At 47.1% G+C, this 25370-nt stretch carries 25 protein-coding genes and 1 other annotated feature; of the genes, 17 read left to right on the top strand and 8 right to left on the bottom strand.

The window, feature by feature from the left end:
- Positions 1–6 precede the first annotated feature (6 nt).
- Positions 7–1134, top strand: coding sequence for a pyridoxal-phosphate-dependent aminotransferase family protein (locus NE619_RS00335; RefSeq protein WP_256130380.1), 1128 nt, complete (start codon positions 7–9; stop codon positions 1132–1134).
- Between the two features lie 88 nt (positions 1135–1222).
- Here NE619_RS00335 and NE619_RS00330 read toward each other — a convergent pair whose 3' ends face one another.
- The 7 genes from NE619_RS00330 to NE619_RS00300 all read right to left on the bottom strand — a co-directional run bounded on the left by NE619_RS00330 (position 1223) and on the right by NE619_RS00300 (position 10629).
- Positions 1223–2167 (bottom strand): AEC family transporter, encoded by a 945-nt coding sequence (locus tag NE619_RS00330; RefSeq protein WP_256130379.1) that lies wholly within the window; start codon positions 2165–2167, stop codon positions 1223–1225.
- A gap of 169 nt (positions 2168–2336) precedes the next feature.
- Positions 2337–3710 (bottom strand): MATE family efflux transporter, encoded by a 1374-nt coding sequence (locus tag NE619_RS00325; protein WP_256130378.1) that lies wholly within the window; start codon positions 3708–3710, stop codon positions 2337–2339.
- A 127-nt stretch (positions 3711–3837) separates the two neighbouring features.
- Entirely contained in the window at positions 3838–4263 is a 426-nt protein-coding gene (locus NE619_RS00320; RefSeq protein ID WP_256130377.1) for a MarR family winged helix-turn-helix transcriptional regulator, read from the bottom strand.
- A 262-nt stretch (positions 4264–4525) separates the two neighbouring features.
- A complete protein-coding gene (lexA, locus tag NE619_RS00315; protein ID WP_256130376.1) occupies positions 4526–5176 on the bottom strand; it encodes a transcriptional repressor LexA in 651 nt (216 codons plus the stop codon).
- An 850-nt stretch (positions 5177–6026) separates the two neighbouring features.
- Positions 6027–7373 (bottom strand): aminotransferase class III-fold pyridoxal phosphate-dependent enzyme, encoded by a 1347-nt coding sequence (locus NE619_RS00310; RefSeq protein WP_256130729.1) that lies wholly within the window; start codon positions 7371–7373, stop codon positions 6027–6029.
- Positions 7374–7449: 76 nt separating this feature from the next.
- Positions 7450–8874 (bottom strand): aldehyde dehydrogenase family protein, encoded by a 1425-nt coding sequence (locus tag NE619_RS00305; protein WP_256130375.1) that lies wholly within the window; start codon positions 8872–8874, stop codon positions 7450–7452.
- A 372-nt stretch (positions 8875–9246) separates the two neighbouring features.
- Positions 9247–10629, bottom strand: a complete 1383-nt coding sequence (locus NE619_RS00300; protein ID WP_256130374.1) for a sigma-54 interaction domain-containing protein — start codon at positions 10627–10629, stop codon at positions 9247–9249.
- A gap of 251 nt (positions 10630–10880) precedes the next feature.
- On the opposite strand from NE619_RS00300, the gene NE619_RS00295 reads away from it, so the two are divergent.
- The 14 genes from NE619_RS00295 (at position 10881) to sigE (ending at position 21384) form a co-directional block, all read left to right on the top strand.
- Entirely contained in the window at positions 10881–11282 is a 402-nt protein-coding gene (locus NE619_RS00295) for an RrF2 family transcriptional regulator (protein WP_256130373.1), read from the top strand.
- Positions 11283–11316: 34 nt separating this feature from the next.
- Entirely contained in the window at positions 11317–11649 is a 333-nt protein-coding gene (gene trxA, locus NE619_RS00290; RefSeq protein ID WP_256130728.1) for a thioredoxin, read from the top strand.
- Between the two features lie 20 nt (positions 11650–11669).
- The gene (locus NE619_RS00285; RefSeq protein WP_256130372.1) at positions 11670–12041 is read left to right on the top strand and encodes a desulfoferrodoxin family protein; all 372 of its coding nucleotides are present in this window, start codon (positions 11670–11672) and stop codon (positions 12039–12041) included.
- 440 nt (positions 12042–12481) lie between these two features.
- Positions 12482–12610 (top strand) — a sequence feature (ribosomal protein L20 leader region).
- Entirely contained in the window at positions 12562–13140 is a 579-nt protein-coding gene (gene infC, locus NE619_RS00280; RefSeq protein WP_256130371.1) for a translation initiation factor IF-3, read from the top strand. It overlaps the preceding feature by 49 nt.
- Before the next feature lie 36 nt (positions 13141–13176).
- Positions 13177–13377: a 50S ribosomal protein L35 gene (rpmI, locus tag NE619_RS00275; protein WP_256130370.1), complete on the top strand. Its 201-nt coding sequence runs from the start codon at positions 13177–13179 to the stop codon at positions 13375–13377.
- A 17-nt stretch (positions 13378–13394) separates the two neighbouring features.
- Positions 13395–13754, top strand: coding sequence for a 50S ribosomal protein L20 (gene rplT, locus NE619_RS00270; protein WP_256130369.1), 360 nt, complete (start codon positions 13395–13397; stop codon positions 13752–13754).
- Between the two features lie 219 nt (positions 13755–13973).
- A complete protein-coding gene (locus NE619_RS00265) occupies positions 13974–14603 on the top strand; it encodes a hypothetical protein (RefSeq protein ID WP_256130368.1) in 630 nt (209 codons plus the stop codon).
- Positions 14603–15178 (top strand): hypothetical protein, encoded by a 576-nt coding sequence (locus tag NE619_RS00260; protein WP_256130367.1) that lies wholly within the window; start codon positions 14603–14605, stop codon positions 15176–15178. Before NE619_RS00265 ends, NE619_RS00260 begins: the two co-directional genes overlap by 1 nt.
- A 43-nt stretch (positions 15179–15221) precedes the next feature.
- Positions 15222–16088 (top strand): hypothetical protein, encoded by an 867-nt coding sequence (locus NE619_RS00255; protein WP_256130366.1) that lies wholly within the window; start codon positions 15222–15224, stop codon positions 16086–16088.
- Positions 16088–16678: a hypothetical protein gene (locus tag NE619_RS00250; RefSeq protein ID WP_256130365.1), complete on the top strand. Its 591-nt coding sequence runs from the start codon at positions 16088–16090 to the stop codon at positions 16676–16678. Before NE619_RS00255 ends, NE619_RS00250 begins: the two co-directional genes overlap by 1 nt.
- Positions 16679–16726: 48 nt before the next feature.
- Positions 16727–17407 carry a response regulator transcription factor gene (locus tag NE619_RS00245; RefSeq protein ID WP_256130364.1) on the top strand — a complete coding sequence of 227 codons (681 nt, stop codon included), beginning with the start codon at positions 16727–16729 and terminating at the stop codon, positions 17405–17407.
- Positions 17400–19709, top strand: a complete 2310-nt coding sequence (locus NE619_RS00240) for a sensor histidine kinase (protein WP_256130363.1) — start codon at positions 17400–17402, stop codon at positions 19707–19709. The genes NE619_RS00245 and NE619_RS00240 overlap by 8 nt, the downstream gene beginning before the upstream one ends.
- 90 nt (positions 19710–19799) lie before the next feature.
- Positions 19800–20645: a sigma-E processing peptidase SpoIIGA gene (locus tag NE619_RS00235; protein ID WP_256130362.1), complete on the top strand. Its 846-nt coding sequence runs from the start codon at positions 19800–19802 to the stop codon at positions 20643–20645.
- Positions 20635–21384: an RNA polymerase sporulation sigma factor SigE gene (sigE, locus tag NE619_RS00230; RefSeq protein WP_256130361.1), complete on the top strand. Its 750-nt coding sequence runs from the start codon at positions 20635–20637 to the stop codon at positions 21382–21384. The genes NE619_RS00235 and sigE overlap by 11 nt, the downstream gene beginning before the upstream one ends.
- Before the next feature lie 391 nt (positions 21385–21775).
- On the opposite strand, the gene NE619_RS00225 is transcribed toward sigE, so the two are convergent.
- A complete protein-coding gene (locus tag NE619_RS00225; RefSeq protein WP_256130360.1) occupies positions 21776–22582 on the bottom strand; it encodes a hypothetical protein in 807 nt (268 codons plus the stop codon).
- Positions 22583–23174: 592 nt separating this feature from the next.
- Between NE619_RS00225 and argC the strand changes: the two genes are divergently transcribed.
- Positions 23175–24128, top strand: coding sequence for an N-acetyl-gamma-glutamyl-phosphate reductase (gene argC / locus NE619_RS00220; protein WP_256130359.1), 954 nt, complete (start codon positions 23175–23177; stop codon positions 24126–24128).
- A gap of 15 nt (positions 24129–24143) precedes the next feature.
- Positions 24144–25361: a bifunctional glutamate N-acetyltransferase/amino-acid acetyltransferase ArgJ gene (argJ, locus tag NE619_RS00215; RefSeq protein WP_256130358.1), complete on the top strand. Its 1218-nt coding sequence runs from the start codon at positions 24144–24146 to the stop codon at positions 25359–25361.
- The last annotated feature ends 9 nt before the right edge of the window (positions 25362–25370 follow it).

Below are 25370 nucleotides of genomic sequence, written 5' to 3'. Positions count from 1 at the left end.
GTGTGAATGTATAAAATAATGACAGCCGGACCGACGCAGGTGCGGGAAAACGTTAGAATGGCCAGGAGTCTGGAAACAACCAATCCGGATCTGGACCTGGAGTTCTATGAGTTTTATAAAAGGGTGTGTGATGACTTAAATGAGCTGCTCTATTCCAGCGGCAGAGCTTATATACTGGGCGGCGAGGGAATTCTGGGGCTGGAAGCGGCTTGCGCTTCGCTGACTGAGCCGGGGGACCGGGTCCTTGTGGTCGATAACGGAATTTTCGGCAAGGGCTTTGCGGACTTTGTGACTCTGTACGGTGGAAAAGCAGTGATGTATACCTGTGACTATAAACGCCCTGTAGATGTGCAGGCGCTGAGAGATTACCTGGAAAAGGACGCTGATTTTAAGTATGCCACAGTTGTTCATTGTGACACGCCCAGCGGCGTACTCAATGATGTGAAAGCGATCTGCAATCTGCTGGCTGAATTCGGAATCCTTTCGGCAGTGGATTCCGTTGCCGGCATGTTTGGCGAATACCTGAATGTGGATGAGAGCAAGATCGACATCCTCTGCGGAGGCTCACAGAAAGCGCTGTCAGCGCCTCCGGGACTGACGCTGCTGTGGGTCAGTGACAAGGCCATGGAGTCTATGGAGAGCCGCAAAACTCCTATCGCATCCTTCTATGCCAATATCCTGACGTTCAAAAATTACTATCGGGACAAATGGTTCCCATATACCATGCCGATCAGTGATATCAAAGGGCTGGCAGCTGCCGTGGATAACGTGAAAGCGGATAAAGACATTTTCCTGCGCCATGAGAAAATTGCTTCTGCGACGAGAACAGCCATTACAGAGGCGGGGCTGAAGCTGTATTTAGATGAAGGCTTTTCCAATACCGTGACCGTGGTTGAGGTGCCGGAGAATCTGAAAGATGAGCAGATCCTGTCCATTATGCAGAACAAGTATCAGGTGATGATTTCAGGCTGCTTCGATGTGCTGGCGGGAAAGGTAATTCGTATTGGGCACATGGGGGAAAATGCCAATGTTTCCGATATGGCCGAAACCCTTGGAGCCATGGATCAAACCTTTAAGGAGCTGGGATATCCGCTGAAGTGCAGTATGAAAGACCGCTTTCTGCAGCTGGTCTGAATAAAAAATATGCTCAATAAAAGAAAGGATCTTGCAATCCGGGCGGTATTTGGATTGTAAGGTCCTTTCTTTTTTAGAAGCGGGCGAATTACAGCCCGTAATAAGCAGAGAGCAGCATGGTGATGATGGGCAGCGTAGCCATTGAGAAAAGGGTTGTCAGGGCAACTCCTTCTGCGGCCAGCTGCGAGTTTTTCCGCTCCTTGGCAGCCAGGGCCACCACGATGACTGCCGTGGGAAATGCTGCGGCGTATGTAAGGATGAGTTTAGTCATCTGATGAAGCGGCAGCCAGTTGACGGCGAGAAAGGTGAGGGCCGGCCAGAGGATCAGGTTAATCAGCGATATGCCAATCAGCTTGGGATTTCGGATAATGCTGAGGATCTTGCTGCTGCCCAGCTGAACGCCCACTACGATCATGGACAGGGGAACTGTGATATCCCCGATGCCGGTAATCAGCTCATTGAGAAAGGACGGCAGCTTTAGCCCGGCAAAGAGCATGATGATGCCCAGAATTGCCGCCAGCGAGCACATATTGAGCATGGGCTTCAGCGTCTTTTTCAGCCCTTTGAATTCCCGCTTGCTGCCCATGTTGATCTGCAGGAGCCCCAGGGAATAGAGGTAGATATTGAGAATAATATTGCTGACCGCCATGAAATACAGCGCTTCATTGCCAAAGGCGGCTTTGGTGACAGGGAAGCCCATAAAGCCGGTATTAACCGTGGTGAGGATGCTCATATAGACGCCCTGGTCCGCCGGGTCAATACGCAGGAGCTTAACGATTCCATAAGAAACCGCCATGCCGATGAGGAAAAAAATAACGGTTCCGATCAGAACCTCTATGGTAGCGCTGAAGGTATCTGCTGTCAGCTCCTTTCCGGTTATGGAGGTGAGGAGCATGCAGGGGGCCGTGATATTCATCAGCAGCGAAATCAGATATCCGTTGGATTCATCGGGCAGGGCCTTAGCCTTGTTGGCTATAAAGCCGACACCGGCCATAGAAAAAATAATTGCGATTTTTGTAAGAATTACAAGCATTATAGTTGTTCCTTCCAATATAATACGAAGTAAATACGGGGAAAAGGTTTCCTCTAATGATAATACGCCGCACTGAGAATTGTCAAATGCCAAAACCTATTTCCTGCATAATAAAAAACCGCAATTATTCGTACGCCCAGGTGGAGAAGGCGCACTCGGCAAATTTCTCTCAAATACATGCCTCCGCGGATACCATGTCCACTTTACAAAACAGCTTTCTATAAGAAATGAAAACGAAAACGGCTGCAAGAAGCAGAGCCAGCACATCCGCGACCGGCTGTGCCCAAATCAATCCGTTCACGCCTAATATGTGATTAAATACATACAGCAGAGGAATGTAAATGAGCCCCTGTCTGCTGATATTTACAATCAGTGCCGCAAATCCCATTCCCATTGCCTGAATACTGTTCTGCAATACATAAAAAATACCAAATAGCGAGCTGGTTGTAAGAAGAATTTTGCCAAATCCAAACGCATATTGATAGGCGTTTACATCTGTCAAAAAAACACCTACAATCTGTTCCAGGAACAAATAACAGATACCGGTCATAATCAAGCCTACAATAAAAGCGAAGATCAGTGAAAACCGGAACGTTTCTTTAAAACGCTTTTGATTTTTTTCACCAATGCTAAAGCCCAGCAGCGGCTGTACTCCCTGACCGACTCCAATGCACAGCATTCCGGTTATCATAGTGATTTTTGTGGCTACTCCGCTGCCTGCCAGCGCCATATCTCCATAGCCTGCCATTAAATTATTGATGAACATAACGGAAACGCCCATTACCATAGAGCCGAGTCCTGCGGGAATTCCTATGGCAAGCACGCCGGAGCATACTTTACCCTTAAGGGTATAATCCCTGACTTTAATGCTGAGAGAGGAATTTCCGCGCACAAAATAAAGAAGGTAATAACCCGCGGCAACCATATTGCTGATTAAGGTTGCAATGGCTGCTCCTGCAATATTCCAGTGGAACCCCAGAATCATAATCGGATCGAGGATAATATTTAAAATATTTCCAATCATGGAGCCCATCATTGCCTTTTTCGGCTGCCCCTCGGCTGTAAGAATCTTTGAAAATGTACCGGAAATCATAGCAAGCGGTCCTGCAAAAGCCACAATCGTTAGATAACTGTTGGCCAGGGAAAGCGTATCCCGACTTGCCCCCAGTACCGTTAAAATCGGTTTTGCAAAAACAAAAAATAGGATGGCAAAGATAATTCCAACAGCTGTAGCCGTCCACATACAAAAGGAACAGACTTTTTTCGCATAATCGCCTTTCTGCTGCCCCATTGCCCTAGCGATAACCGAGGTTCCACCCATTCCGAATATATTAGAACATGCTGAGTACATCATAAACAGGGGCGTTGCCAATGAAATCGCCGCAACCTGATAGGCATCATGTGTCAAACCGATAAATAAAGTATCCGCCAGGTTGTAGACAAGCACCATTAACATGGTAAACATAGCTGGAACAGCGTTGTGGGTAACTGCCTTCCGAACCGGCATAGCGTTGTAATCCGCAAGTGACATTTTTTTCTTCATCTTTAAATCCTCCTTTTCAAGTCCAAGATATTAATATCATGGTATTATTATTTTCATGAAAAACGCCCGCTTTCGCGGACCTTTTTATAATGCAGGAAACATCAGCTGTGTGGCATTTCCTGTATTTCTAATCCATAGCAGCTTTCACCTTTTTTAGCAGAGCGCTGAAAACCACATGTTCTTCTTCTGTTAAAGCTGATAAAAACCTGTTTTCCAAACGAGTTAAAATTTTCTGAGACGCTTTGCATTGGCGTTCTCCCAACGGCGTTATACGGACAATTTTGATCCGTTTATCTTCAGAATCTCCGAAACTTTCAACATAATTTCTCTGCTCTAACCGCTTTATAATACCCACTGTAACAGATTGTGAAAGTTGGAGTTTTTTCTCTAAGTTCTTTAAGGATGCCTGTTTTTTCGGGAAACTTTGCAAGGTTACCAATGCTCTGGCCTGAGTAACCGTAATATCCAGTTCTCTCATTGCATTATTCATATGTTTTTCCATATTCGTTTCTAATTCTTTTAAAAGTACAAGACATGATTCTTCAGGATTCATGATGTTACCTCCTCGTAGGATTAAATATATCATATTCTAAATCGAATATCAATACCTTGATATCAATTCTATAATATTATAATGTTGCAGAGGGTATAAGCGGAATTGACAGAAAGGAATTTTCGATAATAAATGAAGGAGATTGGCCATCTAATGGCATCCAAATGCACGATACGGGCAATAAAAAATTTGATCGAACTCCGCCATTATAAAAGCGCGGATATTGCTCCGCGCTGAAAAACTACTATCTGATTGCTGTCCGTTAAAAATAACGGAATACGCCTTTGACTTTTCCCAGAATCTTAACATCCTGTACGATGATCGGACTCATAGAAGCGTTTTCGGGCTGAAGCCGTATGTGGTCGTTTTCCCTGTAAAAGGTCTTTACGGTAGCCTCGCTTTCGAATCCGTCCACCATGGCGACCACGATGTCGCCATTATTGGCAGTCTGCTGCTGCTGTACTAATATGTAGTCTCCATCCATGATTCCGGCTTCGATCATGCTCTCGCCCTTGACTGTCAGCATAAAATTGGTTCCGGTACCGAGAAAGCGGGAAGGTACGGGAAAGGTCTCCTCTACATTCTGTTCAGCCAGAATCGGCGTACCGGCGGCAATGCGGCCGATTACCGGAATATCGGTTACATCCGTCCGCTGCGCATTGTCGATGGGCGGCATGGTATCAGGTAGCGGCGCTGCCGCCGGGTCCTGTTCGACTACCATCAGCGCCCGCGGCTTGGACGGGTCCTTGACAATATACCCTTTTTTCACGAGACTGTCGATATCCTTATGCGCGGTAGAGGTGGACTTTATGTTGAGTGCGCTGCAGATTTCACGCACAGTAGGGGGATATCCCTTTTGCTTAATTTCCTCTTTCATGTAATTTAAAATCTTCTGTTCGCGTTCTTTTAACATATCATCCCTCCCGGAGTTTCTTTCATTTATATTATACGATTTACCGCCATACAGCGCAGCTTTTTTAATAACGTAGGAAATATCGCCTTTGGCGATGTTGACGAAGTTTCAAAGAACGCACATTGCAAAGCGTCGCCCCTTGCGGGCGACATGTGTGCATAGGAATCTTTGATTCCGTCATGCACACGTTTTTTATAATATAGGAAATATCGAATGCGTGGCATTTCCTATATTTCAAAAAAATCTACAATATGAAAATGAGCGCTATGCGCGAATAACTCACCGAAGGTGATTTTTTTACAATATGCGTATTTTGTTCAACAACGGACTCGTTTTGCCTCTATATGTTGATGCATTTCCAAGGGTTGCGTCCTCTGCTCCTGTGAAAAGCAACATATTAATCGGGTTTCTGTGTTCAAGATGCCCTGTATCCTTGAAAAAAGCCCAACAAGAACCAGGTTTTTTGCTGCATGTGGATAAAAATAGCGATTCCGGTAACTTTGATCCACTTTTTTCGAGAAGTTACGCATTTTTCAACGATCCTGCGGCCTTCGAAACGGTCGCCAGCACAAATTTTCATGTTTTGCGGTTTCGAGCACCCGCAAACCCACAACTTTGCGTACTTTGTATCAATTTTTTCAAAAGTTACCGCAGCTCATATCTCACAATTAAGGATACCATAAAAAGAACAAAATGTAAACAGATGTTCCTGATTTGTTCATCTGCTTGCGGAGGAAAAGGGAGGACTGGCTGGAATTTAAAGAGCAGGTGTTTATTTGCAATAAAAGAGAGTGCCTCAAAGAAAACTCTGAGGCACTCCCAAGGAGTACTTTACACGATCAAACAGAATTTATTTAATCATGTTGTCAACTGAATCTAAAACTTTATCCAGGATTCCCATTGCGGTTCTCAGCTCTTCTTCAGTGATGATGAGCGGAGGAGCAACGATAATCATGTTCTCGTGTGAGTAAGTCCAGAAACCTTCTTTAACCAGCATGCCGACGATCTTAGCCATCAGGCCGTCCGGATCATCGTTGAAGCCAACGATCGGTTCCTTAGTAGCCTTGTCTTTAACCAGCTCAAATGCTGAGAAGAGACCGATGTAACGAACTTCGCCCACGCATGCGTGCTTTTTGTTCAGATCTTCAAGCAGTTCGCCTAAAACCTTGCCCTGTTTTTTAACGTTTTCGGCAACGTTCAGGTTTTTATACTCATTGATTGTAGCTACAGCAGCAGCACAGCCCATTGGATGAGCGCTGTAAGTCAGACCGCACATCATCTTGTGATCGTCAAAGTATTTTGCGATCGGCTCGGATACGATAACTCCGCCGAGAGGAACGTAACCGCAGGTTGCGCCCTTAGCAAAGGTTACCAGGTCCGGCTTGATTCCAAAGTTCTGGAATGCGAAGCAGGTGCCGGTTCTGTACCAGCCAGCCATTACTTCGTCGCATACCATCAGGATTCCGTATTTTGTGCAGAGATCTCTTACACCTGTTACATACTTAGCTGGAGGAATCAGGATTCCGTTGGAACCAACTACGGATTCCATGAAAATTGCTGCGATGCTTTCCGGTCCTTCATACTTAACCTGATTGGTCAGAAGTTCCAGATAGAAATCAGCTACATCATCTTCTGTTTCAAATTTGCAGGCCTTAGGTGCTCTGTAAGCATAAGGTCCATCATATTTAATGAATCCGGCAGGTCCCGGCTCATTTGCAAAGTGTCTAGGTTCACCAGTCAGCATACCTGCGCCTGCGGAAGAACCGTGATAACATCTGTACTGGGAGAAGATCTTCCATCTGCCAGTGTACTGTTTTGCCATTTTGATAGCGTTTTCGTTGGATTCAGCACCAGCGTTGGTGAAGAATACTTTTGCGCCTTCCAGTCCGGAGGCTTCAACGATAGCTTCTGCGGCGTCGGAGCGAACATCCAGAGCAAATCCCGGTCCGATGAACGGAATCTTTTCAGCCTGATCTTTGATTGCGTTTACGATAGCCTTGTTGCCGTGGCCCAGATTGGAGTTTACCAGCTGAGCGGACATATCATAATATTTCTTTCCGTCTTCGTCCCAGAAATAGATACCCTCTGCCTTTGTAATAACTTTCGGGTTAAGATTACCCTGTGCGCTCCATGAATGCAGGTTGTATTTTAAACTTTTTTCTTTAATTGCTGACATTTTTAATCTCCTTTTTTGGATTTTATATGAAGAAGGAAAGGTTGTGAGGCTTTCCTTCTCCCAACACTCAAATTTAAATTATTTGGCTTTTGATGGTTTAGTCATCCACTTTTGCTCTCAGGTCTGCCGGGAACAGTTCGTTTGGATCCGGTCTCCAGTTCGGAATTTCTCTGGAAACATAAGTGAAGTTCAGCAGATCTTTCCATGTAGCGTTATGAGATACGCTGTTGCCGCCCCATGTAGCGCAGCCCAGAGTCATGGAAACAGGGAATCCGCAGGTCCAGCCGCCGGAGTTTACAAGACACTGAGGCTGGCTTACAACTACCTTTGTAACAGGAGCTACAGCAGCAAGTTTTGCAACCAATTCATCGTTGGTTGTGTGGATACCGCAGGAGTGTCCTTTACCCATGTAATCTAATGTTTTCATCAGCTTGTCAACAGCATCGTCGAAGTCTTTTGCCTTCTGGATACCGGAAACAGGTGACAGTTTTTCGCCTGTGAACGGGTGTTCCAGACCGAATCCGTTCAGTTCTTCTGCCATCAGAACTTTTGTGCCGGCAGGAACGTCGATTTCAGCCAGAGCAGCGATCTGTTCTGCGTTCTGAGCAACGATGGCTCTGTTGAGAACGTGATCGTTCGGAGTGTTCGGCCACATAGTCTTCTGCAGCTTCGCTTTTTCTTCGGAACCTTCCTTGAATAATACTGCGCCGTGTTTTGCCATTTCGTCTACGAATTCATCATAGCAGCTTTCGAAAACGATGATGTTGTTTTCGGTTGAGCAGGAAGTAGCGTTGTCGTAAGCCTTGGACTTAACGATCATTTCAGCAACCTTTGCCATGTCAGTTGTTCCGTCGATGATGGATACGGTGTTACCAACGCCAACGCCGATAGCCGGAGTACCGGAGGAATAAGCGGATTCTACCAGAGCTTCGCCGCCGGTAGCCAGGATGAAGTCGCACTGAGCCATCAGCTCTTTGGAAACTTCGATCTTAACCCATTCAGGTTCAACAGTCTGAACAAGATCTTCCGGATATCCTAATTTTTTGATGGTAGCTCTGATATCATTAACGATCGCCATGTTGGTTTTCTTTGCTTTTGGATGTGGAGCAAGAATGATGGCGTTTCTGGTTTTCAGTGCCATATTGGATTTTACGACAGGAGTAGCTTCGCCGTTTGTTACAGGCATGATACCGGCAACAACGCCCATTGGCTTAGCCCATGTCTGCATGCCGGTCTCTTTATTGTCGTCCAGCAGTCCAACGGATTTCTGGTCTTTCATCTGGATGTAGGAACCCCAGATTTTTCCGTACATTTTCTGCTCTTTGTCTTCGGCAATACCCATGCCGGATTCTTCAACTAACATTTCACCATACTTTAATGCTTTTCCATCCTTTGTCAGGTTGTAAGCAACAGCCGCAGTCAGAAGATCAACGTCCTCCTGAGTGAAATTGTTAGCGATTGCCTGTGCTTTTCTGCCTTTTTCAACCAGAGCAGCTACATAATCATGTGCATTCATTGACATTTTTTAAGTCCTCCTTGTAAATTAATAGAATAAACTAGGTTCAGTGTCAGCAACAAAACCGCTGACGGCTATATATAAGAGCAACCTGCGTGCCAAAATAAATAATAAATGTGTGAATTTTCCGTGAAGTGCTGAAATCGCAAATTGTTTTAAATCCAGAACATTGAAATACCAACGTTTTAATGGGACAGGGGCAGAAAAAATATAATGTATACATAAAAGGTGCCGGCAAGATAATGCCAGGAAAAGAGCAAAAAAGACAAAACTTTCGATACAATATTGTATCGAAAGTAAGAGCTGTCAGAAAAAAATGGAAACAAAGATTGAAAAATCAATGGATTGAGAGCATGATACAAAAAAGTATCGGTGATACTATTTTGTATCACCGCTGCTGAGGCCATATTTATGAAGCTTTCGGACCACAGTGGGCTGGCTGACCTGCAGGACTTTCGCCATCGCACGGGTGGATTTGTACTCGGCCAGCGTTCTGGCGAGAATCTCCTTTTCCGCCCGCTGCAAAGCAGTGCTCAGGGGAAGGGTCTGGGTATTGTCCAGTGGCTGTGCCTGCGCCGAGTTTTTGATAAAAGTCGGAAGCTTATCTTCGGTAATGATTTCGTCCTTCGTGGTCAGAATCAAACGTTCCACAATGTTTTGCAGCTCTCGGATATTGCCCGGCCAGGGGTAGCGAAGCAGCACGGAGAGCGCCGCCGGTTCCAGCTTTTTATTCTCATTGAGTTTTTTGTTGTATTGGCTCAGGTTGGCCTGAAGCAGGGGAAGAATATCTTCCGGACGCTCACGCAGCGGCGGGACATTGATGGGCACCACGTTGAGCCGGTAATACAGATCCTCCCGGAATTTATTGTTTCTTACAAGCTGGAGCAGTTCTTTATTGGTGGCGGAGACGATTCTTACATCAATGGGAATGCGTTTTACCCCTCCGACTCTTGTCAGCTCGCGTTCCTGAATGACCTGCAGCAGCTTGACCTGCAGGTTGAGCGGAAGGTCTGCGATTTCGTCTAAAAAGATGGTTCCGTTCTGGGCAGCCTCAAAGAGCCCCTTTTTGCCCTCTTCGCGGGAGCCTGTGAAAGCCCCTCGTTCATAGCCGAAAAGCTCCGATTCGATGAGGCTTTCCGGGATCGCTCCACAGTTGACAGTGACAAAAGGATAATCCTTGCGGGTGCCGTTTTCATGAAGCAGCTTGGCGATGAGACCTTTTCCGACACCGGATTCTCCGGTAATCAGGACCGTTGAATCGACAGACGCCAGTCGTTTTGCCAGCTGCAGCACGTTGCGCATGGAACGGCTGGAAGCAACGATATGGCTGCTGGAAAAATTCTCTAAGGATTCAATCTGCTTCAAGGTTTTTTGAACGGATTCCAACTGGTTCTGCAGGCTGGTAAGCTCGGTGATATCCCGGGAAGTGGTGACGATCTTACTCATTTTACCGGTATGGTCAAAGATAGGCGTGCCAGTGGAAAGAAGCTGTTTGCCGTCCTTGTTTTCATGGATGATGGTGACTTCCTCGCCTTTTTCCATGACCAGCTTGGCCACGGAAGGCGTAAATACACCGCCTTCCTCCAGCTCCGAAACATGCATGCCGGAAATATCGTCGGGATTGACCTTGTACAGCTCACCGCAGGCCTCATTGCACCATAGGGAATAGCCGTCGCTGCTGTCGATAAAAATCGCATCATTAATACTGTTCAAAATAGGAATCAGCTCACTGGCTGAAAGCGTATCCAAAAATTTTTCCATTTCGCCGCCTTTCGCACCGACCACAAAGAAACGTATCAATCAATAAATGTATTATATAATGTAGGGAAATTTTTCGCAAGGTTCAATGATACGATTTTGTATCACAAAATACGCATTTTGCGGTTACATGGGCGCAATAAAATATGTAACTATTGGTTGACAGACATGGGAAGTGCGTATAGAATATCAATATACCACTTGAATAGTGGCAATTAGATGGAGGCTTGGGATTTTTACGAAGGGGAAGGGATATGCAATTAAAACTGACGACGGATTACGCGATTAGAACGGTTCTTTACTTAGCGGAAAACGACCGCATCGTGGCGTCTTCTGAAATTGCAGAGAAAATGGCCATTCCGCGAAAATATCTGATTAACATCATAGGTACCATTAAAAAGGCGGGTTTGATTGATACCCACAAGGGTCAGCAGGGAGGCTACAGCCTGAAACTGCCGCCGGAAGAGATCAGCCTTTACGACATCATCCGTGCTATGGAAGGGGAAATCGCCTTCAACCGCTGTATGGAATCCGATGGGTTTTGCAGCAGGAACGCAGCGGCGTATTGCCCGGTCCACAGCGTCTATGAAGAAGCTCAGGAAAAAATCATCGGCTATTTTAAAAATATTAATGTAAAGAATTTGATTAACAGGTAAATATGTGGGTACTATAAGATTATAAAGTTGTGAGATTAAAAGACGGGAGGTTGAAGAGATGGCGGTAAAGACGATTACGAAAGACAATTTTGAAAATGAAGTTCTGAAAGCCGAAGGACCGGTTCTGGTGGATTTTTGGGCGGCCTGGTGCGGACCCTGCAAAATGATGGGACCGGTAGTGGATCAGATTGCCGAGGAACATACCGATATAAAAGTAGGAAAACTCAATATTGACGAACAGCCGGATCTGGCTGCGAAATACGGGGTAATGAGTATTCCAACGCTGATTTTATTTGAGAACGGACAGCCGAAAGATACTTCTATAGGGCTGGTGCCGAAAGAATCAATTGAAAAAATGTTTAAATAAGAATTTAGGAGGATGAAATTATGAAAATTTTGAGATGTAACCACTGTGGAAATATTGCAACGCTGATCGACGACAAGGGAGTTCCTCTTGTATGCTGCGGAGAAGCGATGGAAGAGCTGAAAGCCAACACCACGGACGCGGCTACAGAAAAGCACGTTCCAGTTGTTGAAGTGGCGGATAACAAGGTGAAAGTAGATGTTGGTTCCGTAACACATCCGATGAGCGAAGAGCATCTGATCCAGTGGATTCTGCTGGAAACAGAAAAGGGCTGCCAGCTGAGAAAGCTGACTGCGTCCGATGAGCCGAAAGCCGTATTCTGCCTGGGCGAGGACAAGCCGGTAGCAGTTTATGAATACTGCAATCTGCACGGACTCTGGAAGAAAGAGCTGTAAGCGGAAAATCAATTGAAGCAAAGGGAGCTGGCGGCAAAACGGCTCTCTTTTTTTCTTATACAGAACTTTGCTCTGGCGAAATTAAAAAAATCGCAATTTATGTTCCACATGGCGCCTTTTGCAGCAAGCCTGAACACAAAATAATCGTATTTAAAACTTGAAAAAAATTAGCTTGCTTTTATGTGGACAAATGTATAGATTAATTTGCGCTTTTGATTCCCAAAAACCTTGAAATTGTTTGTGAGGTTCGCATAATTTAAGAAAAGTATGTGGGCAAAGTGGATTCAGAGTGCCGTTTGGAACATAAAACAGGGATTGGAATTTTTTGGACATTCAGGATAGAATGAGTTCTCTTAAAAGCGGTTCATTTTCATGGTCAAGCCCTGTTAAATTTGAAAAAACGCATTGACACCCGACAGGATCTCTGATATATTATTCAGGTAGTAAAGAAGAAGTCATCCGCTTCTCACCTTTTCGGCAATCGCGCTGTCAGGGTAAATAAAAGGTAAACACACGCATAATGTGTCTTTTTGGAGCGGATAACGGATTATCCGCTTTTTTTAATGTATGGAGGTACAAGACAATTAGTAAGGAAAACCAAATCAACGAAGAAATTCGTGATAAAGAACTGAGAGTTATCGACAGCGACGGTACCCAGCTGGGTATTATAAGCCGAAGCGAAGCACTGGATCTGGCTGCGGAGAGAAAAATGGATCTGGTAAACGTTGCCCCAAAGGCAAAGCCGCCGGTATGCAAGATCCTTGATTACGGTAAATACAGGTACGAACTGCAGAAAAAAGAAAAGGAAGCGAAGAAAAAGCAAAAGACAACACAGGTAAAGGAAGTGAGACTGAGTACCTTTATCGAGGAACATGACATCGAGGTCAAAGCAAAGAACGCGGCCAAATTCTTAAAGTCCGGAGATAAGGTCAAGGTAAGCTTGAGGTTCAGAGGCAGGGAGAGGGATTACACCAGCAAGGGCATGGATGTAATGAAACGTTTTGCCCAGGTCGTTGAGGACATTAGTGAAATCGAAAAGAAGCCTTCCTTTGAGGGAAGGAGCCTTATTATGATTCTGACACCAAAGACGGATAAATAGAAACAAATTGAAATTTAACATAGGAGGAAGATCACCATGGCAAAGAACAAGATGAAGTCTCACAGAGGCGCATGCAAAAGATTTAAGTTAACCGGTTCCGGTAAAGTGAAGAGAAACAAGGCATATAAAGGCCATATTCTTACAAAGAAGAGCCCTAAGAGAAAAAGAGGACTGAGAAAAGCTACAACTTTGACAAGCGCAGATCTGAAGAGAATCAAATCTGTTTTAAGCAAGTAAGTTAGGAGGTAAGAAACATGGCAAGAGTAAAAAAGGGCGTAAACGCGCATAAGAGACATAAAAAGATTTTAAAGCAGGCCAAAGGATTTTATGGTCAGAAGAGCAAGGTGTTCAAAGCTGCTAATCCGGCAGTTATGAGAGCCCTGCGTTCCGCGTACGTTGGAAGAAAGAACAAGAAGAGAGAGTACAGACGTATGTGGATCGCAAGAATTAACGCAGGTGCGAGAATGAACGGCATCTCCTACAGCAGATTGATGGACGGCCTGAGAAAATCCGGCATCGAAATCAACAGAAAGATGCTGTCCGAAATGGCAATTCACGACGCTGCGGCTTTCGCACAGCTGTGTGAAACTGCTAAGCAGGTTCAGGCAAAATAAGACAGGCTTTATGTACGTGGAGTGTTTTTCACAGACACAAAGAATAAGAATCCTATTGAGAGCGGGTATCCTTTGACGGTACCGGCTCTTTTTTTCTGTTAAATTGACCGCTGCTCTGGAATCCCGACCGGTCCCAAAGCCTTCTTCCTTGAATGTGGGTGGTTCCCATGGTAAAATATGAAAAAGTGTGTTTGAAAATCAATGAAGGAGGAAGCGAATATGGGAATTACGAGACCTGCCACAAAAGTGGCGGCAGTTTGTATAGGAATAATCGCTTTGGGAGCGATTATTTGTTTTTGTATTATCGGCTATTTCCATTTGGATAAAACCGTATTGATTCCGCGTCAGACAGAGTTTTCCCTGGAACTGCCCGAGGGAGAGGCGGCTGATGCCGATGAGGAAGAGGAGTGGGATGACGAGGATTTGTATCAATCGGATATAGGTTTTTTCTTTCTGACAAATGCAGGAGATACCCGGCGTCTCGCAGACGTGACCTTTGCGGAAGCGCCTGAAATCCATCTGTGGCCCGGACAAGAGGGAGAATGGTATGACTTTTACAGTGAATTGGGGTCAAATGAGGTTCTGCCTGGAAGGAGAATGGGGGTGTATCGGGGCGGTCAGATCGATCTGAACATCGGTCCGGAGACTCTGGAGTTCCTCAAAACGATCAAAAGTCCGGTGACTGTCAAGACTGCTGTGATCCGTTATGAGAACGAATCCGAAGAGCGAATCGAAGTGGATCCCATTACCTTTCATCCTCCCGGCGGAAATAACAAATATCAGGACGTCGGTGAGGTCCTGTATTTTACGCAGGCAGCAGCGCTTTTAAAGGAAAGGGGTGAGCTGTGATGGATGTGAAAATAATTCATACCGCCTATAGCACTATTTTCTGGGCCACGTTCTTTTCTATGTTTGAGTTTAGCCTCCAATTTGGGATATTCAAGATTTCAACGGATATCGTTTTCATCATTCTGATGCTTGTCGGCACCCAAAATTTGCGCATAGAAACGAAGAACCGGCACTTTAAAGCCGCGGAGGCGGGCGCCTGGGCCATGGGGGCCTGTTATGCGGTGTTCTTTGTACTCAATATCACAGCCGTGGACTGGGTGGTGCTGGAAATGGCCAAAGTAGTGAGCGGTAAAATTTTGCTGATCTGGATTTACCCCCAGATTCTCGTCGGTTCGGGGACGCTGCTCCCGGCCTTCTATGAAAAGATGAAAAAAACGGCCGATCTGTACGCTGTTTTGATGTGCGCGCTTACCTTGGCTATGATGGTGCTAGTGCTGGTAAACGGCAGCATAATCGCTGCCATTATCCAGATTTTCCTTCAGATCTGGATGATGGAAAATCTTAATAGTTGCCTGAAATGCTTTGCCGTACCGACGGATAAAGCGGATGAAAAACCTCAGAAACCTGCAGGATGAGCGGTGACGGCTGCTTGCTGGGAATTATGAAAGGAGTAGGGAAATGGATGTAATGAAACCGGCCACGAGGATGGTGGCCATTTGTCTGGGGGTGATTGCGGCAGTTGCTGTAATCCTCTTTGCCCTCAGCCAGTATCTGCGGGTCGATTACCCGGTGCCGTGCCAGGTCTACGGCGCCCATCCGGTTTATGCCGGTGAAGAGGCGCTGACCATGAATCAGGAATTGTTCAGAATTCCTTATATCCGGTGTAAAGCCGGAAAGCATCATATTGAGGAGATTTCCTTTAAGGAATTTCCCCAACTGATAATGACCGATGTCGATATGCCGGATGAGGAGGAAGGCGACGACACGCGGACCGATTATTACACCCTGAAAAGTGTATCTATTTCTCTGATGGAAGATGAAGAGCCTTTTCCGGGGCTGCAGGAGCCGATAACCCTGACCACGGCGACGATTTTCTACGATGACGATACCCAGCAGACCTTTGATATCGGAAAAATCGTGCTTTATCCTCAGGCCGACGAAGCGGAACAGGTTTTGGAAAATAACGGTGACACGTATAAAGACAACGGGGCATACCGGGCCAGCTATAGGACAAAGACGGATTTGACGCTTCAGGCTTTTGAATGCGGTCCCGAGCTGAAAGACCCTCAGCTTAAGGTCAACAAAAAAGAGTTCAGCGATGTGAAAGATCAGCTTATAAAAAAGGATTATCAGCTGGATTTCGCCCTGACCATTGGGGAACAGCCATTTACCTTCTATGCGCCGACCATCAGGGTCACTTGCAAAACCTCAAATGGCCGCAGCTATACCCAGACTCTGGGAAGCTTCGATGCAGATATCGATATGTATGAGGGACCTTCCTTTTTCGAAACCCTGTCCTATTTGAAAGGAAGAGGGGTGATCTGATGAATCCGATATCGATGAATAGAGGCTACAGAAGGCTTTTCTGGGGAACGTTTTTTATGCTGTTATGGGGAGGCAGCGATGATCCGGCTGCTCTGAATTTATTCGGGATCATTGGTCTGTGCTGCTGCATCAGTGGCGCGGGACTCATCTTTAGCGAATCGGATTGCCGCCGCTTTCTGCTGGCCCGGCGCTGGGCGCAGGCAGGCATTGTTGTCTGGTTTTTACAGGAAACGGAATTCCTTCCCAACCTGCTAGAGGTGAATATTTTCATGCCCTGGAGCCTGCGGTTTATCTTCGGTTTTCTGGTGGCCGCGGTTACTTTGCAGGTGTATGTCCATGTGCTGGTAGGTGCGGGAGAAATCCTGGGTGGCACCTGGGTAACTTATTTTTCCAAACGTGCGGTTGCTTTTGCCGGGATCTATACCATCGCGGTTGTCGCCAATATGGTGTGGGACCTGATCGGTGGGACCGGACTGGGCGTTTGGGATATTATACTGAACGTATTTATCATGCTGTATGTTTTTCTGACTATCTGGCTGATGTGCGTGCTGGCACAGCTGCGGCGAAAATATCCTTCCCTGACGACATAAAAAGGACACACGGATCTGTAGAATAGAGACTGTAGGAGGTGTGTATTTGTGTATAACCTGCTTGTAGCAGAAGACGAACCGAAGATGCGTCTGATTATTCGGGACTATTTTCTGAAAAAAGAATTTGCGGTATGGGAAGCGGCAGACGGGATGGAAGCGCTCAGACTCATGGGGGAAAGAGAGTTTGACGTTGTCCTTCTGGACGTAATGATGCCGGAGCTGGACGGGTTTTCCGTCTGCAAAGCCATTCGGCGGGAGAAAGATACGCCGGTGATTTTCCTGACCGCCCGCATTGCGGAAGAAGATCAGCTGCGGGGATTTCAGATGAAGGCGGATGACTATGTCACCAAGCCCTTTTCACTGCCTGTGCTCCACGCCAAGGTCTGCGCGCTGATCGAAAGAAGCCGCGGCAAGCTGACGGAGGCAGGCAGGCTGGTGTCGGGCGCCATATCGGTGGATACGCTGGCCAGGGAAGTGACCGTGGACGGCCAGCCCGTTTCCATGCCGCCGAAGGTGTACGATCTTCTGGTGTTCTTTATGGAAAACAAAAACCGCATTCTGACCAGGGAGCAGATTCTCGATCATGTGTGGGGACAGGATGTCTTCTGCTATGACAGGGCCGTAGATACCACCATCAAAAAGCTCCGGCAGGCTCTGGGCCACCGGGCGGGATGTATCCGCACCATTGTTAAGGTGGGGTACAAGTTTCAGGAGGTGGAAGATGAATAAGGATAGGGCGAAGCGAAGCTTTGTGATCCGGACCGTGGCGGCGATTGTGGTGATTTATGTGTTGATTGTGGGCAGCGTAACCTACTATTTCGCACGGCAAAACATGGAGCTGGGGGCGCAGCAAAGCGATAACCTATTGGAAAGACTGGAAAAGAGCTTGGACAGCTGCCGATCCACATCGTCCAGTAAGGGCGTGGTAAATGGCATGAATCTGGTCAAAGCCAATGCCGTTTTGAGGCAGTATGATTCAAGCCTGGGCATGTGGGACCCGGAAGGACGTACGGATACCCTGCTGCTTTACCAGGCGGAAAAAGATGATCAGGGAAATGTTACAGGACTGAAAAAAGCCGAAAGCAATATGACGGTTTTATCGGATCCTTTTTATTCTAAGGAAGATGAAGTGGTAGTGTTGGATGATTGGTTTTCACAGCAGCAGATAGAGGAGATGAAGCAGGCCAGCCAAAAAGGAGACTTTGCGGAAGTAAAGGGTTATAAGACAAAAGAGCTCTTCGAACCGGTCAGTGTCCGCATCAGTTATACGGAGTATTTGGATGAGGAAGGAGACAAAGAAGTAACAAAAGAGAAAACCTTTAAATCGGATAAGCCGCCGACGGGGAAGAAGATGACCACACTGAATCTGGATTTCTTTGATATTGATTCGGTTGATGTCGGTTCTTGGCAGCAGAGGGATGAGACTTGGGAAATATTAGAAAAGAATGCTCCGGAGTTTACAGCGAACCAAAATGATTTGGCCGAATCAGCGAAACACTATCTGGGAAATACAAAGCTCGGATTGTGGAAATTGGAAAAGGCAGGTTTTGTCCAGCTGGGGGACGGCGACTATTGGCTGGGGTACAGTATTATCGATCACCCTGCCTTAAAGGCATTGAAAAGCTCTCTGTGGCTGGATTTTCTCATGATGCTGGTCTGCGCCGCTGTGGGCATGGTGCTCATCGGCAGCTATTGCCGCACCCTTGACGCTCAGTACGAGGCGGAGAAAAAGCGGAGGCAGATGTCCGATGCCATGGCCCACGAAATGAAAACCCCGCTGGGCATTATTAAAAATTACAGCGAGGTCCTTTTGGAAGAGCAGGACAGCAAAAAACGGGAAGAATATCTGAATACGATTATTGAGGAAACGGACAGTATGAACGCTATGGTCGTCAGTATGCTGGACCTGTCCAAGATGGAGGCGGGGACCTATCCGCTGGAGCTGAGCATGATTTCTTTGACGGGTATCGCGCAGAGAGTAATCGAACGCACAACGATTCTGGCGCAGAGGAAGAACCTGAAGGTTCAGCTGGACTCACAGGAGGAATGGCGAATTCTGGCCGATGAAAAGCTGGTGAGCCAGAGTATCTGCAACTTGCTGCTCAATGCCATTACTCATGCGGAAGAAGGCAGTAACATCCGCATTTCCATTGACAAAGGGGAAAAGGGTATACGCTTTTCGATCCACAACCGGGGAAAACAGCTTTCCGATAAAGAGCAAAATCGAATCTGGGAAAGCTTTTACAGAGGCGATTCAGCTCGAAATCACAAGTCCGGAGGAACTGGGCTCGGCTTGGCCATTGTGCGCAACACCAGCCTAATTCATAAGGGAATCTGCGGCTGTCAAAATGAGAACGATGGCGTTGCCTTTTGGCTGGAAGTGCCGGACCAGGAAAACAGACAAAAGCTTGCCGGCGGGAAAATCGGGCCGATTATCAATGCGGAAAACACCGGCTTGAACCTGAAAGGACTGATATATGGGATTGCAGGAACCCTGATCTGGCTTCTCTGCAACGCATATGCGTTTATCTTGAAGCGATACGAGTGGCCGCTTGATGTAATGGTCATCGTGATCCCTTGGATTCTCAGTATTCCTGGATGGATCCTCTGTTTGATTGGGGCGCGAAAGCTCAAATTCCTTACGCGAAAACTAAAGCTGACTTATGCGGCAATTCCTCTAATCCTGACAGGTGTTGCTCTGTGCAGCATGATTCCCGGAAGCGAATTAACGGTGCTGTTTCCAATTAGTCTGGCGGTGGGGACCATTGGCGCGGGGCTGTACCTGTGCGCGATGGCCTTTGGCTGCGCGGCGCTGGCAGATCGGACGAAAGAAAAAGGGTTGAGACGTATTATCACCTTTGCGTTTGGGGCAGAGCTGGTTTGCTTAGCCTGCTGGCTGGCAGCCAGATCTTATATAGGGTTTTCTGACAGGATCGCAAATATGGCAACAGGTCTGACCTTCCTCATCATTTTAGCCAATCTCTATCTCTGGTACCACATCTACCGAAAATACCACGGAAAAGAGATCTGAAAAAAGAAAATTTTCGACATTGCGTTTTGACAGGAATCGACCTCCCTTAGGACTATAATCGAAAGAAAGAGTCCAAGGGAGGTTTTTTCATTGACCGTATATGGGGAATATTTATTTCTGGAAAACTTCATAACAGGATTGGTGATTCTGGTCCTCACAGGCAGACTGTGCGGCCGCAAACGGGCGAAGTCGGGCATGATCCTGGGGGCGCTGATGTGCGGAGCTTATGCGTTTGTTCTCTTCGTGCCCATGGTATGGCCGGCAGCGCTGATCTGCAAGCTGATCTTCTCTCTGGCCGTAGTTTTAGCGGCTTTCGGCTATGGGGGCAGGCCGGTCTATCTCAAGACGGTGGCGGTTTTTTACATAGTCAGCTTCCTCATGGGCGGGATAACCGTTGGACTCATGTACATGACAAAGGTTCCGGGCCTGTCGGCCAATGGAAGCGTTTATCTTCACAGCATCACGTATCTGCAGGTGGCGGCCGGAGTGCTCGTCACCTGGGTACTGGGCAGCTGGCTGGCGGAATTCATACGGGGAAAACTTACGAAAGAAAAGGTATTTACGGATATCAAAGTGGAAATTGCGGAAAAAGAATGGGAAATGCGAGCTTTTGTGGATACGGGCAATTTTTTGCGGGACCCCGTGTCGGGAAATCCGGCGGCGGTTTTGTCTGCTTCTTGCGGACAGCGGATTTTAGATGAGCTGAAGGATTCTACTTTGAATCGAAGCTGCGTGATTCCATACAGCAGTGTGGGGCAAAAGGGCATACTGCAGGGACTGCGGCCGGACCGGGTGATCGTTGAGGGAAAGCCCATCGAAAAGATCGTTCTGGCTATCAGCAAAGAAGATTTTGCCTGCTGGAAAGGGAAAGAAGCCTACGAAGTACTATTGCAGCAGCAGATTATAGAGGGAGGAGCATTAGAGAATGCAGAATGATCATTTTATGAGCGTGAGGACGTTCCGGGAGCAATTGAAAAAAGGCTGTGAGGCTCTCAAAAACTTTCTCAGAGGCAAAGAAGAGATTCCCGATATCCATTATATCGGAGGAAGCGACGTGCTGCCGCCGCCGCTGGATTCAAAGGAGGAGCACAAGGCTTTGGAGGAGTTCATGGCCGGGAGCGAAGAGGCCAGGGCGCTGCTCATCGAGCATAACCTGCGTCTGGTAGTCTACATAGCAAAGAAGTTTGAAAATGCGGGGATTAACGTGGAAGACCTGATATCTATCGGGACCATTGGCCTGATTAAAGCGGTCAATACCTTTAAAATGGATAAGAACATCAAGCTGGCTACTTATGCGTCCCGGTGCATAGAAAATGAAATTCTCATGTACCTTCGGCGCAATAATAAGACCAAGGGCGATGTTTCTCTGGATGAGCCGCTCAACGTGGATTGGGACGGCAATGAGCTGCTGCTTTCCGATATTCTGGGTACGGACAACGATGTGGTTTATACCCACATTGAAGAGGAAGTCAACAAGAGTCTGCTGGACTACGCCATGAACAAGCTGAACAGACGGGAACGGGAAATCATGGAAATGCGCTTCGGCCTGGTGAGCGGCAAGGAGATGACCCAAAAGGAAGTAGCGGACCGCATGGGAATTTCCCAGTCCTATATTTCCAGACTGGAAAAGAAAATCATCAGCAGGCTGCAGCGGGAAATTAAGAAATTGGGGTAACTGATTTTTCGGCGGTGCTCCGTTCTTGCGGAGGTGGAGCCGGAGCGGATCCGGAGCTGGGGCCGGAGGCGGGATAATGTGGAGATTTTTGCCTTGTGACAGGAGCAATCTGGCGCTTTTTGCCTTGCGCTAGGCCGGAAGCGGACGAATTTTGTGGGTTTGCGGGTTTTTCCCCTTTGATTTGCCGGGATTTCACAATGAACTTAAGCGGCAAGGTTGGAAAACGTTGAAAAAAGATCCGCTTTGGTGCTTATTTACACAGGAAAGAGCCGGATTTGATTTAACGCTTTAAATAAAAAAAGCAAATGAACACAATTTACGCCGGCAAACAAGAGAATAACAAAGCCGTCTGTCCCGAGTTTTACCGTCGGGCCGGACGGCTTTTAGCTTTTCAGGAAAAATAAGTGCGGATGCGGTCGTTTATATGCGGAAAAGTAAGGGGAGAATCCAAGGTTTCCCAGGTCATGATGAGGTTGTCTCCAAGGGTGTATCCGTTCTGTGCGTACACCCGGAGTTTTTCCATCGTGGCTTTGGCGTACGGAGGGTTATCCATGCTGCCGAAATGCTCCCAGTATATCAGCCGCCGGTGGAACGGGTGAACGATGAGAAAGTCCGGATAATAAATATGCTTTCCCAATTTCAGCTTTGGTTCGTAGTGAAAAACAAAGCCGCGCCGCTCTAAAACGGTTGCGATATCCGCCTCAGCTTTGGAACGGGTTTTCAAGCCGCCTTCCGAAGAATATATTAAATCTTCCGGATGCGCAGTGTTATGGGCATAAGCCTGCTCACCCCATACCGCCGGGTTGACATCGCCGGGAAAAAGCAGGTCGGAATAATCAAAATCACGGTAATGGGAAGGCAGTTCTTTGGACAAAACAGAGCCATCATAGATATGAAAGCTTTTCAGAAACGTATCAAAGCACCGGAGGCTGTTCTTTAAAATTGGCAGGGCTTTATCTATATGCCGTTTCTTTTTCAGCTGAGAGGCCAGGGTTTTAGAACTGGCCATATGCTGAGGCAGGGCAATGTAGTCCCGGCGGCCATTACAGTGGATCACCCGGTAGTATCTGCCGTCGCCTTTGCAGCATAAATGTCCCTTGGGCAGGCGGGCGCGCGAAGCTTCCAGCTGCTGTATCAATATGCGGGTACGGGACTGCTGGGCCTCCAGGGCCTGTAGCAATGATATCTGGGAAAACATGATAATCCTCCTTGTGATTGTAAATTTATTACATTATAAATAAAAAATTACATATAGTCAAGCGAGGTTTTCGTTTCTGCCAAATAATGTGGCGCTTTTTGCCTTATAACCGGCCGGAAGCGGACGGAATTTGTGGGTTTGCGGGTTTTACCAATTTAATTGCTCTGGATTTTCCCATGAACTTGACCGGCAAGGCTGGAAATCGTTGAAAAAAGATCCGCTTTTACTGTTCTTTTTGAGGGAAAGATCCACAAATGATTTGTCCATTTAGCGCATCAAAGTAAAATTGATAATCATAAATGACTAGAGCCGTGTTCCCAGTATAATAGAATAAAAGTGTTGTTACTATATGGAAAAATAGTAGATTATTTTAGACTGAATACCTAAAATTACATAGTGAAACTTGTGATATATTCACAAACAACCGGACAAAACGTTGAAAAATAGCGTATATACATACAAATGCGAATAAATATACATTAACCATAATAAAAATGCCAAAAAACTATTGATTTTTATGGAAGAAAGGTTTATTATAGGATGTATATTTTTTAATGGGGTAAAGCAAAAAAAGACGACAAGGAGATGACAGATGAGTCAGAAATACAAAATATTCATTGACGGCGGTGAAGGGACCACCGGCCTGAAGATTCATGAACGGTTTGCCGGCCGAAAGGACCTGGAACTTTTACATATTGACGAAGAAAAACGCAAGGATCCGGAAGAGCGAAAGAAGCTGATTAACCAATCGGATATCACCTTTCTCTGCCTGCCGGATGCCGCGGCCAGAGAGGCCGTTTCCCTGGCAGACAACGAACACACCAAGATTATAGACGCTTCCACCGCCCACAGAACGAACCCGCAATGGGCGTACGGATTCCCCGAGCTTTCGGCGGAGCACAGAGAGCGCATCAAGACCTCAGGGAGAGTGGCTGTACCGGGCTGCTATGCCAGCGGCTTCATCGCATGTGTATATCCATTGGTAAAAGCGGGAATTCTGCCAGTCGATTATCCGGTCACCTGCCACGGTATCTCAGGGTACAGCGGAGCAGGCAAAAAAATGATCGCGGTTATGGAGGGCCCGGACAAGCCGGAGGAATGCTATTCTCCGCGGCAGTACGCCTTGGGACAGGGTCACAAACACCTTCCGGAAATGCAGAAAATCTGCGGACTCAAATACAAGCCGATGTTCAATCCCATTGTGGATGACTATTACAGCGGCATGGTCGTTTCCGTCCCCCTGCACACCAGATGCTTAGCCAAATCGTGCGCGCCGGAGGATATTCGCCAGATCATGGCAGCTCATTATGAAGGCAGTAATTTTGTCAAGGTCCGGGAAACAGGCGGCACCGAAACTCTGCCCGACGGTTTTCTGGCATCCAACACGCTGGCGGGAACCAATATGATGGAGATCTTTGTCTGCGGAAACGAAGAACAGGTGCTGGTGGCTTCCCGTCTGGATAATCTGGGAAAGGGAGCATCGGGAGCAGCGGTGCAGTGCATGAACATTATGATCGGAATTGATGAGACGACAGGGTTGCTATAAAAGGAAGGAGAAAGAATGAAATACATAGATGGAGGGGTATGCGCACCCAAGGGATTTAAGGCCGCCGGCGTACATTGCGGAATCAGGAGCAAGGATATAAATAAGAAGGATCTGGCGCTGATCGTCAGTGATGAGATGTGTGCGGCAGCAGCTGTTTACACACAGAATAAAGTAAAAGGAGCGCCCATCGCAGTGACCAGAGAACACTTGCGGGACGGAAAGGCGAAAGCGATCGTCTGCAACAGCGGAAATGCCAATACCTGTGCTCCCAACGGAGTTGAAATCGCAGAGAAAACCTGTGAGCTGACAGCGAAGCACATCGGTGCGGACCCGGCGGATATCATTGTCTGTTCCACCGGCGTTATCGGGGAAGAGCTTCTCATGGAACCCTTTGAAAAGGGGATGCCCCCTCTGGTAAAAGCGCTCAGCTATGAAGGAGGAACGATGACTGCGGAAGCCATTATGACGACGGATACCGTTTCCAAGGAGTGCGCCGTAGAATTTGAACTGGACGGAAAAATCTGCAGGATCGGGGCCGCAGCAAAAGGAAGCGGAATGATCAACCCCAATATGGCGACCATGCTTTCCTTTATAACTACAGACGCTGCCATTTCCGCCGGTATGCTGCAAAAGGCGCTTTCTGAGGACATCAAAGACAGCTACAATCAGATCAGTGTGGACGGCGATACCTCCACCAACGATACGGTGGCCATTATGGCCAACGGCATGGCCGGCAACCGGGAAATTGCCGCAGAGGGAACGGCCTTTGAAACATTCTGCCGGGCTCTGAACATGGTTACGGAAGTGCTGGCCAAGAAGCTGGCTGCCGATGGGGAGGGCGCCACAAAGCTGATCGAATGTCAGGTAAAAGGTGCTCCCGATAAGCAGACCGCCAGAATTCTCTCAAAGTCTGTCATAAGCTCCGACCTGCTCAAATCGGCTATGTTTGGTGAAGATGCCAACTGGGGCCGGGTCCTCTGCGCCCTTGGTTATGCCCAGGCGGATTTCAGCGCCGATGATATTTCCGTGGAAATGGGGTCGGCAAAGGGAATCGTAAAAGTCTGCGAACATTCCGCGCTTTACCCTCACAGCGAAGAGGAAGCGGCGGAAATTCTCTCGGAAAAAGAAATTCAAATTTATGTGGATCTGAATCAGGGAAAAGAAAGCGCCGCCGCATGGGGCTGTGATTTGACCTATGATTATGTTAAAATAAACGGGGACTACCGTTCTTAGAGGAGGGCC

The sequence above is a fragment of the Anaerovorax odorimutans genome (genome assembly GCF_024459955.1).
GTDB lineage: Bacteria > Bacillota > Clostridia > Peptostreptococcales > Anaerovoracaceae > Hominibacterium > Hominibacterium odorimutans_A.
Note: the sequence above shows the minus strand (reverse complement) of the source record. Positions and strands in the feature narration are given on the sequence as shown.

Bases quoted from the DNA above. Each gene is read 5' to 3' on its own strand.
- NE619_RS00335 (WP_256130380.1), top strand. From the start codon at position 7: ATGTATAAAATAATGACAGCCGGACCGACGCAGGTGCGGGAAAACGTT.
- NE619_RS00330 (WP_256130379.1), bottom strand. From the start codon at position 2,167: ATGCTTGTAATTCTTACAAAAATCGCAATTATTTTTTCTATGGCCGGT.
- NE619_RS00325 (WP_256130378.1), bottom strand. From the start codon at position 3,710: ATGAAGAAAAAAATGTCACTTGCGGATTACAACGCTATGCCGGTTCGG.
- NE619_RS00320 (WP_256130377.1), bottom strand. From the start codon at position 4,263: ATGAATCCTGAAGAATCATGTCTTGTACTTTTAAAAGAATTAGAAACG.
- lexA (WP_256130376.1), bottom strand. From the start codon at position 5,176: ATGTTAAAAGAACGCGAACAGAAGATTTTAAATTACATGAAAGAGGAA.
- NE619_RS00305 (WP_256130375.1), bottom strand. From the start codon at position 8,874: ATGTCAATGAATGCACATGATTATGTAGCTGCTCTGGTTGAAAAAGGC.
- NE619_RS00300 (WP_256130374.1), bottom strand. From the start codon at position 10,629: ATGGAAAAATTTTTGGATACGCTTTCAGCCAGTGAGCTGATTCCTATT.
- NE619_RS00295 (WP_256130373.1), top strand. From the start codon at position 10,881: ATGCAATTAAAACTGACGACGGATTACGCGATTAGAACGGTTCTTTAC.
- NE619_RS00285 (WP_256130372.1), top strand. From the start codon at position 11,670: ATGAAAATTTTGAGATGTAACCACTGTGGAAATATTGCAACGCTGATC.
- infC (WP_256130371.1), top strand. From the start codon at position 12,562: ATGTGTCTTTTTGGAGCGGATAACGGATTATCCGCTTTTTTTAATGTA.
- rpmI (WP_256130370.1), top strand. From the start codon at position 13,177: ATGGCAAAGAACAAGATGAAGTCTCACAGAGGCGCATGCAAAAGATTT.
- rplT (WP_256130369.1), top strand. From the start codon at position 13,395: ATGGCAAGAGTAAAAAAGGGCGTAAACGCGCATAAGAGACATAAAAAG.
- NE619_RS00265 (WP_256130368.1), top strand. From the start codon at position 13,974: ATGGGAATTACGAGACCTGCCACAAAAGTGGCGGCAGTTTGTATAGGA.
- NE619_RS00260 (WP_256130367.1), top strand. From the start codon at position 14,603: ATGGATGTGAAAATAATTCATACCGCCTATAGCACTATTTTCTGGGCC.
- NE619_RS00255 (WP_256130366.1), top strand. From the start codon at position 15,222: ATGGATGTAATGAAACCGGCCACGAGGATGGTGGCCATTTGTCTGGGG.
- NE619_RS00250 (WP_256130365.1), top strand. From the start codon at position 16,088: ATGAATCCGATATCGATGAATAGAGGCTACAGAAGGCTTTTCTGGGGA.
- NE619_RS00240 (WP_256130363.1), top strand. From the start codon at position 17,400: ATGAATAAGGATAGGGCGAAGCGAAGCTTTGTGATCCGGACCGTGGCG.
- sigE (WP_256130361.1), top strand. From the start codon at position 20,635: ATGCAGAATGATCATTTTATGAGCGTGAGGACGTTCCGGGAGCAATTG.
- NE619_RS00225 (WP_256130360.1), bottom strand. From the start codon at position 22,582: ATGTTTTCCCAGATATCATTGCTACAGGCCCTGGAGGCCCAGCAGTCC.
- argC (WP_256130359.1), top strand. From the start codon at position 23,175: ATGAGTCAGAAATACAAAATATTCATTGACGGCGGTGAAGGGACCACC.
- argJ (WP_256130358.1), top strand. From the start codon at position 24,144: ATGAAATACATAGATGGAGGGGTATGCGCACCCAAGGGATTTAAGGCC.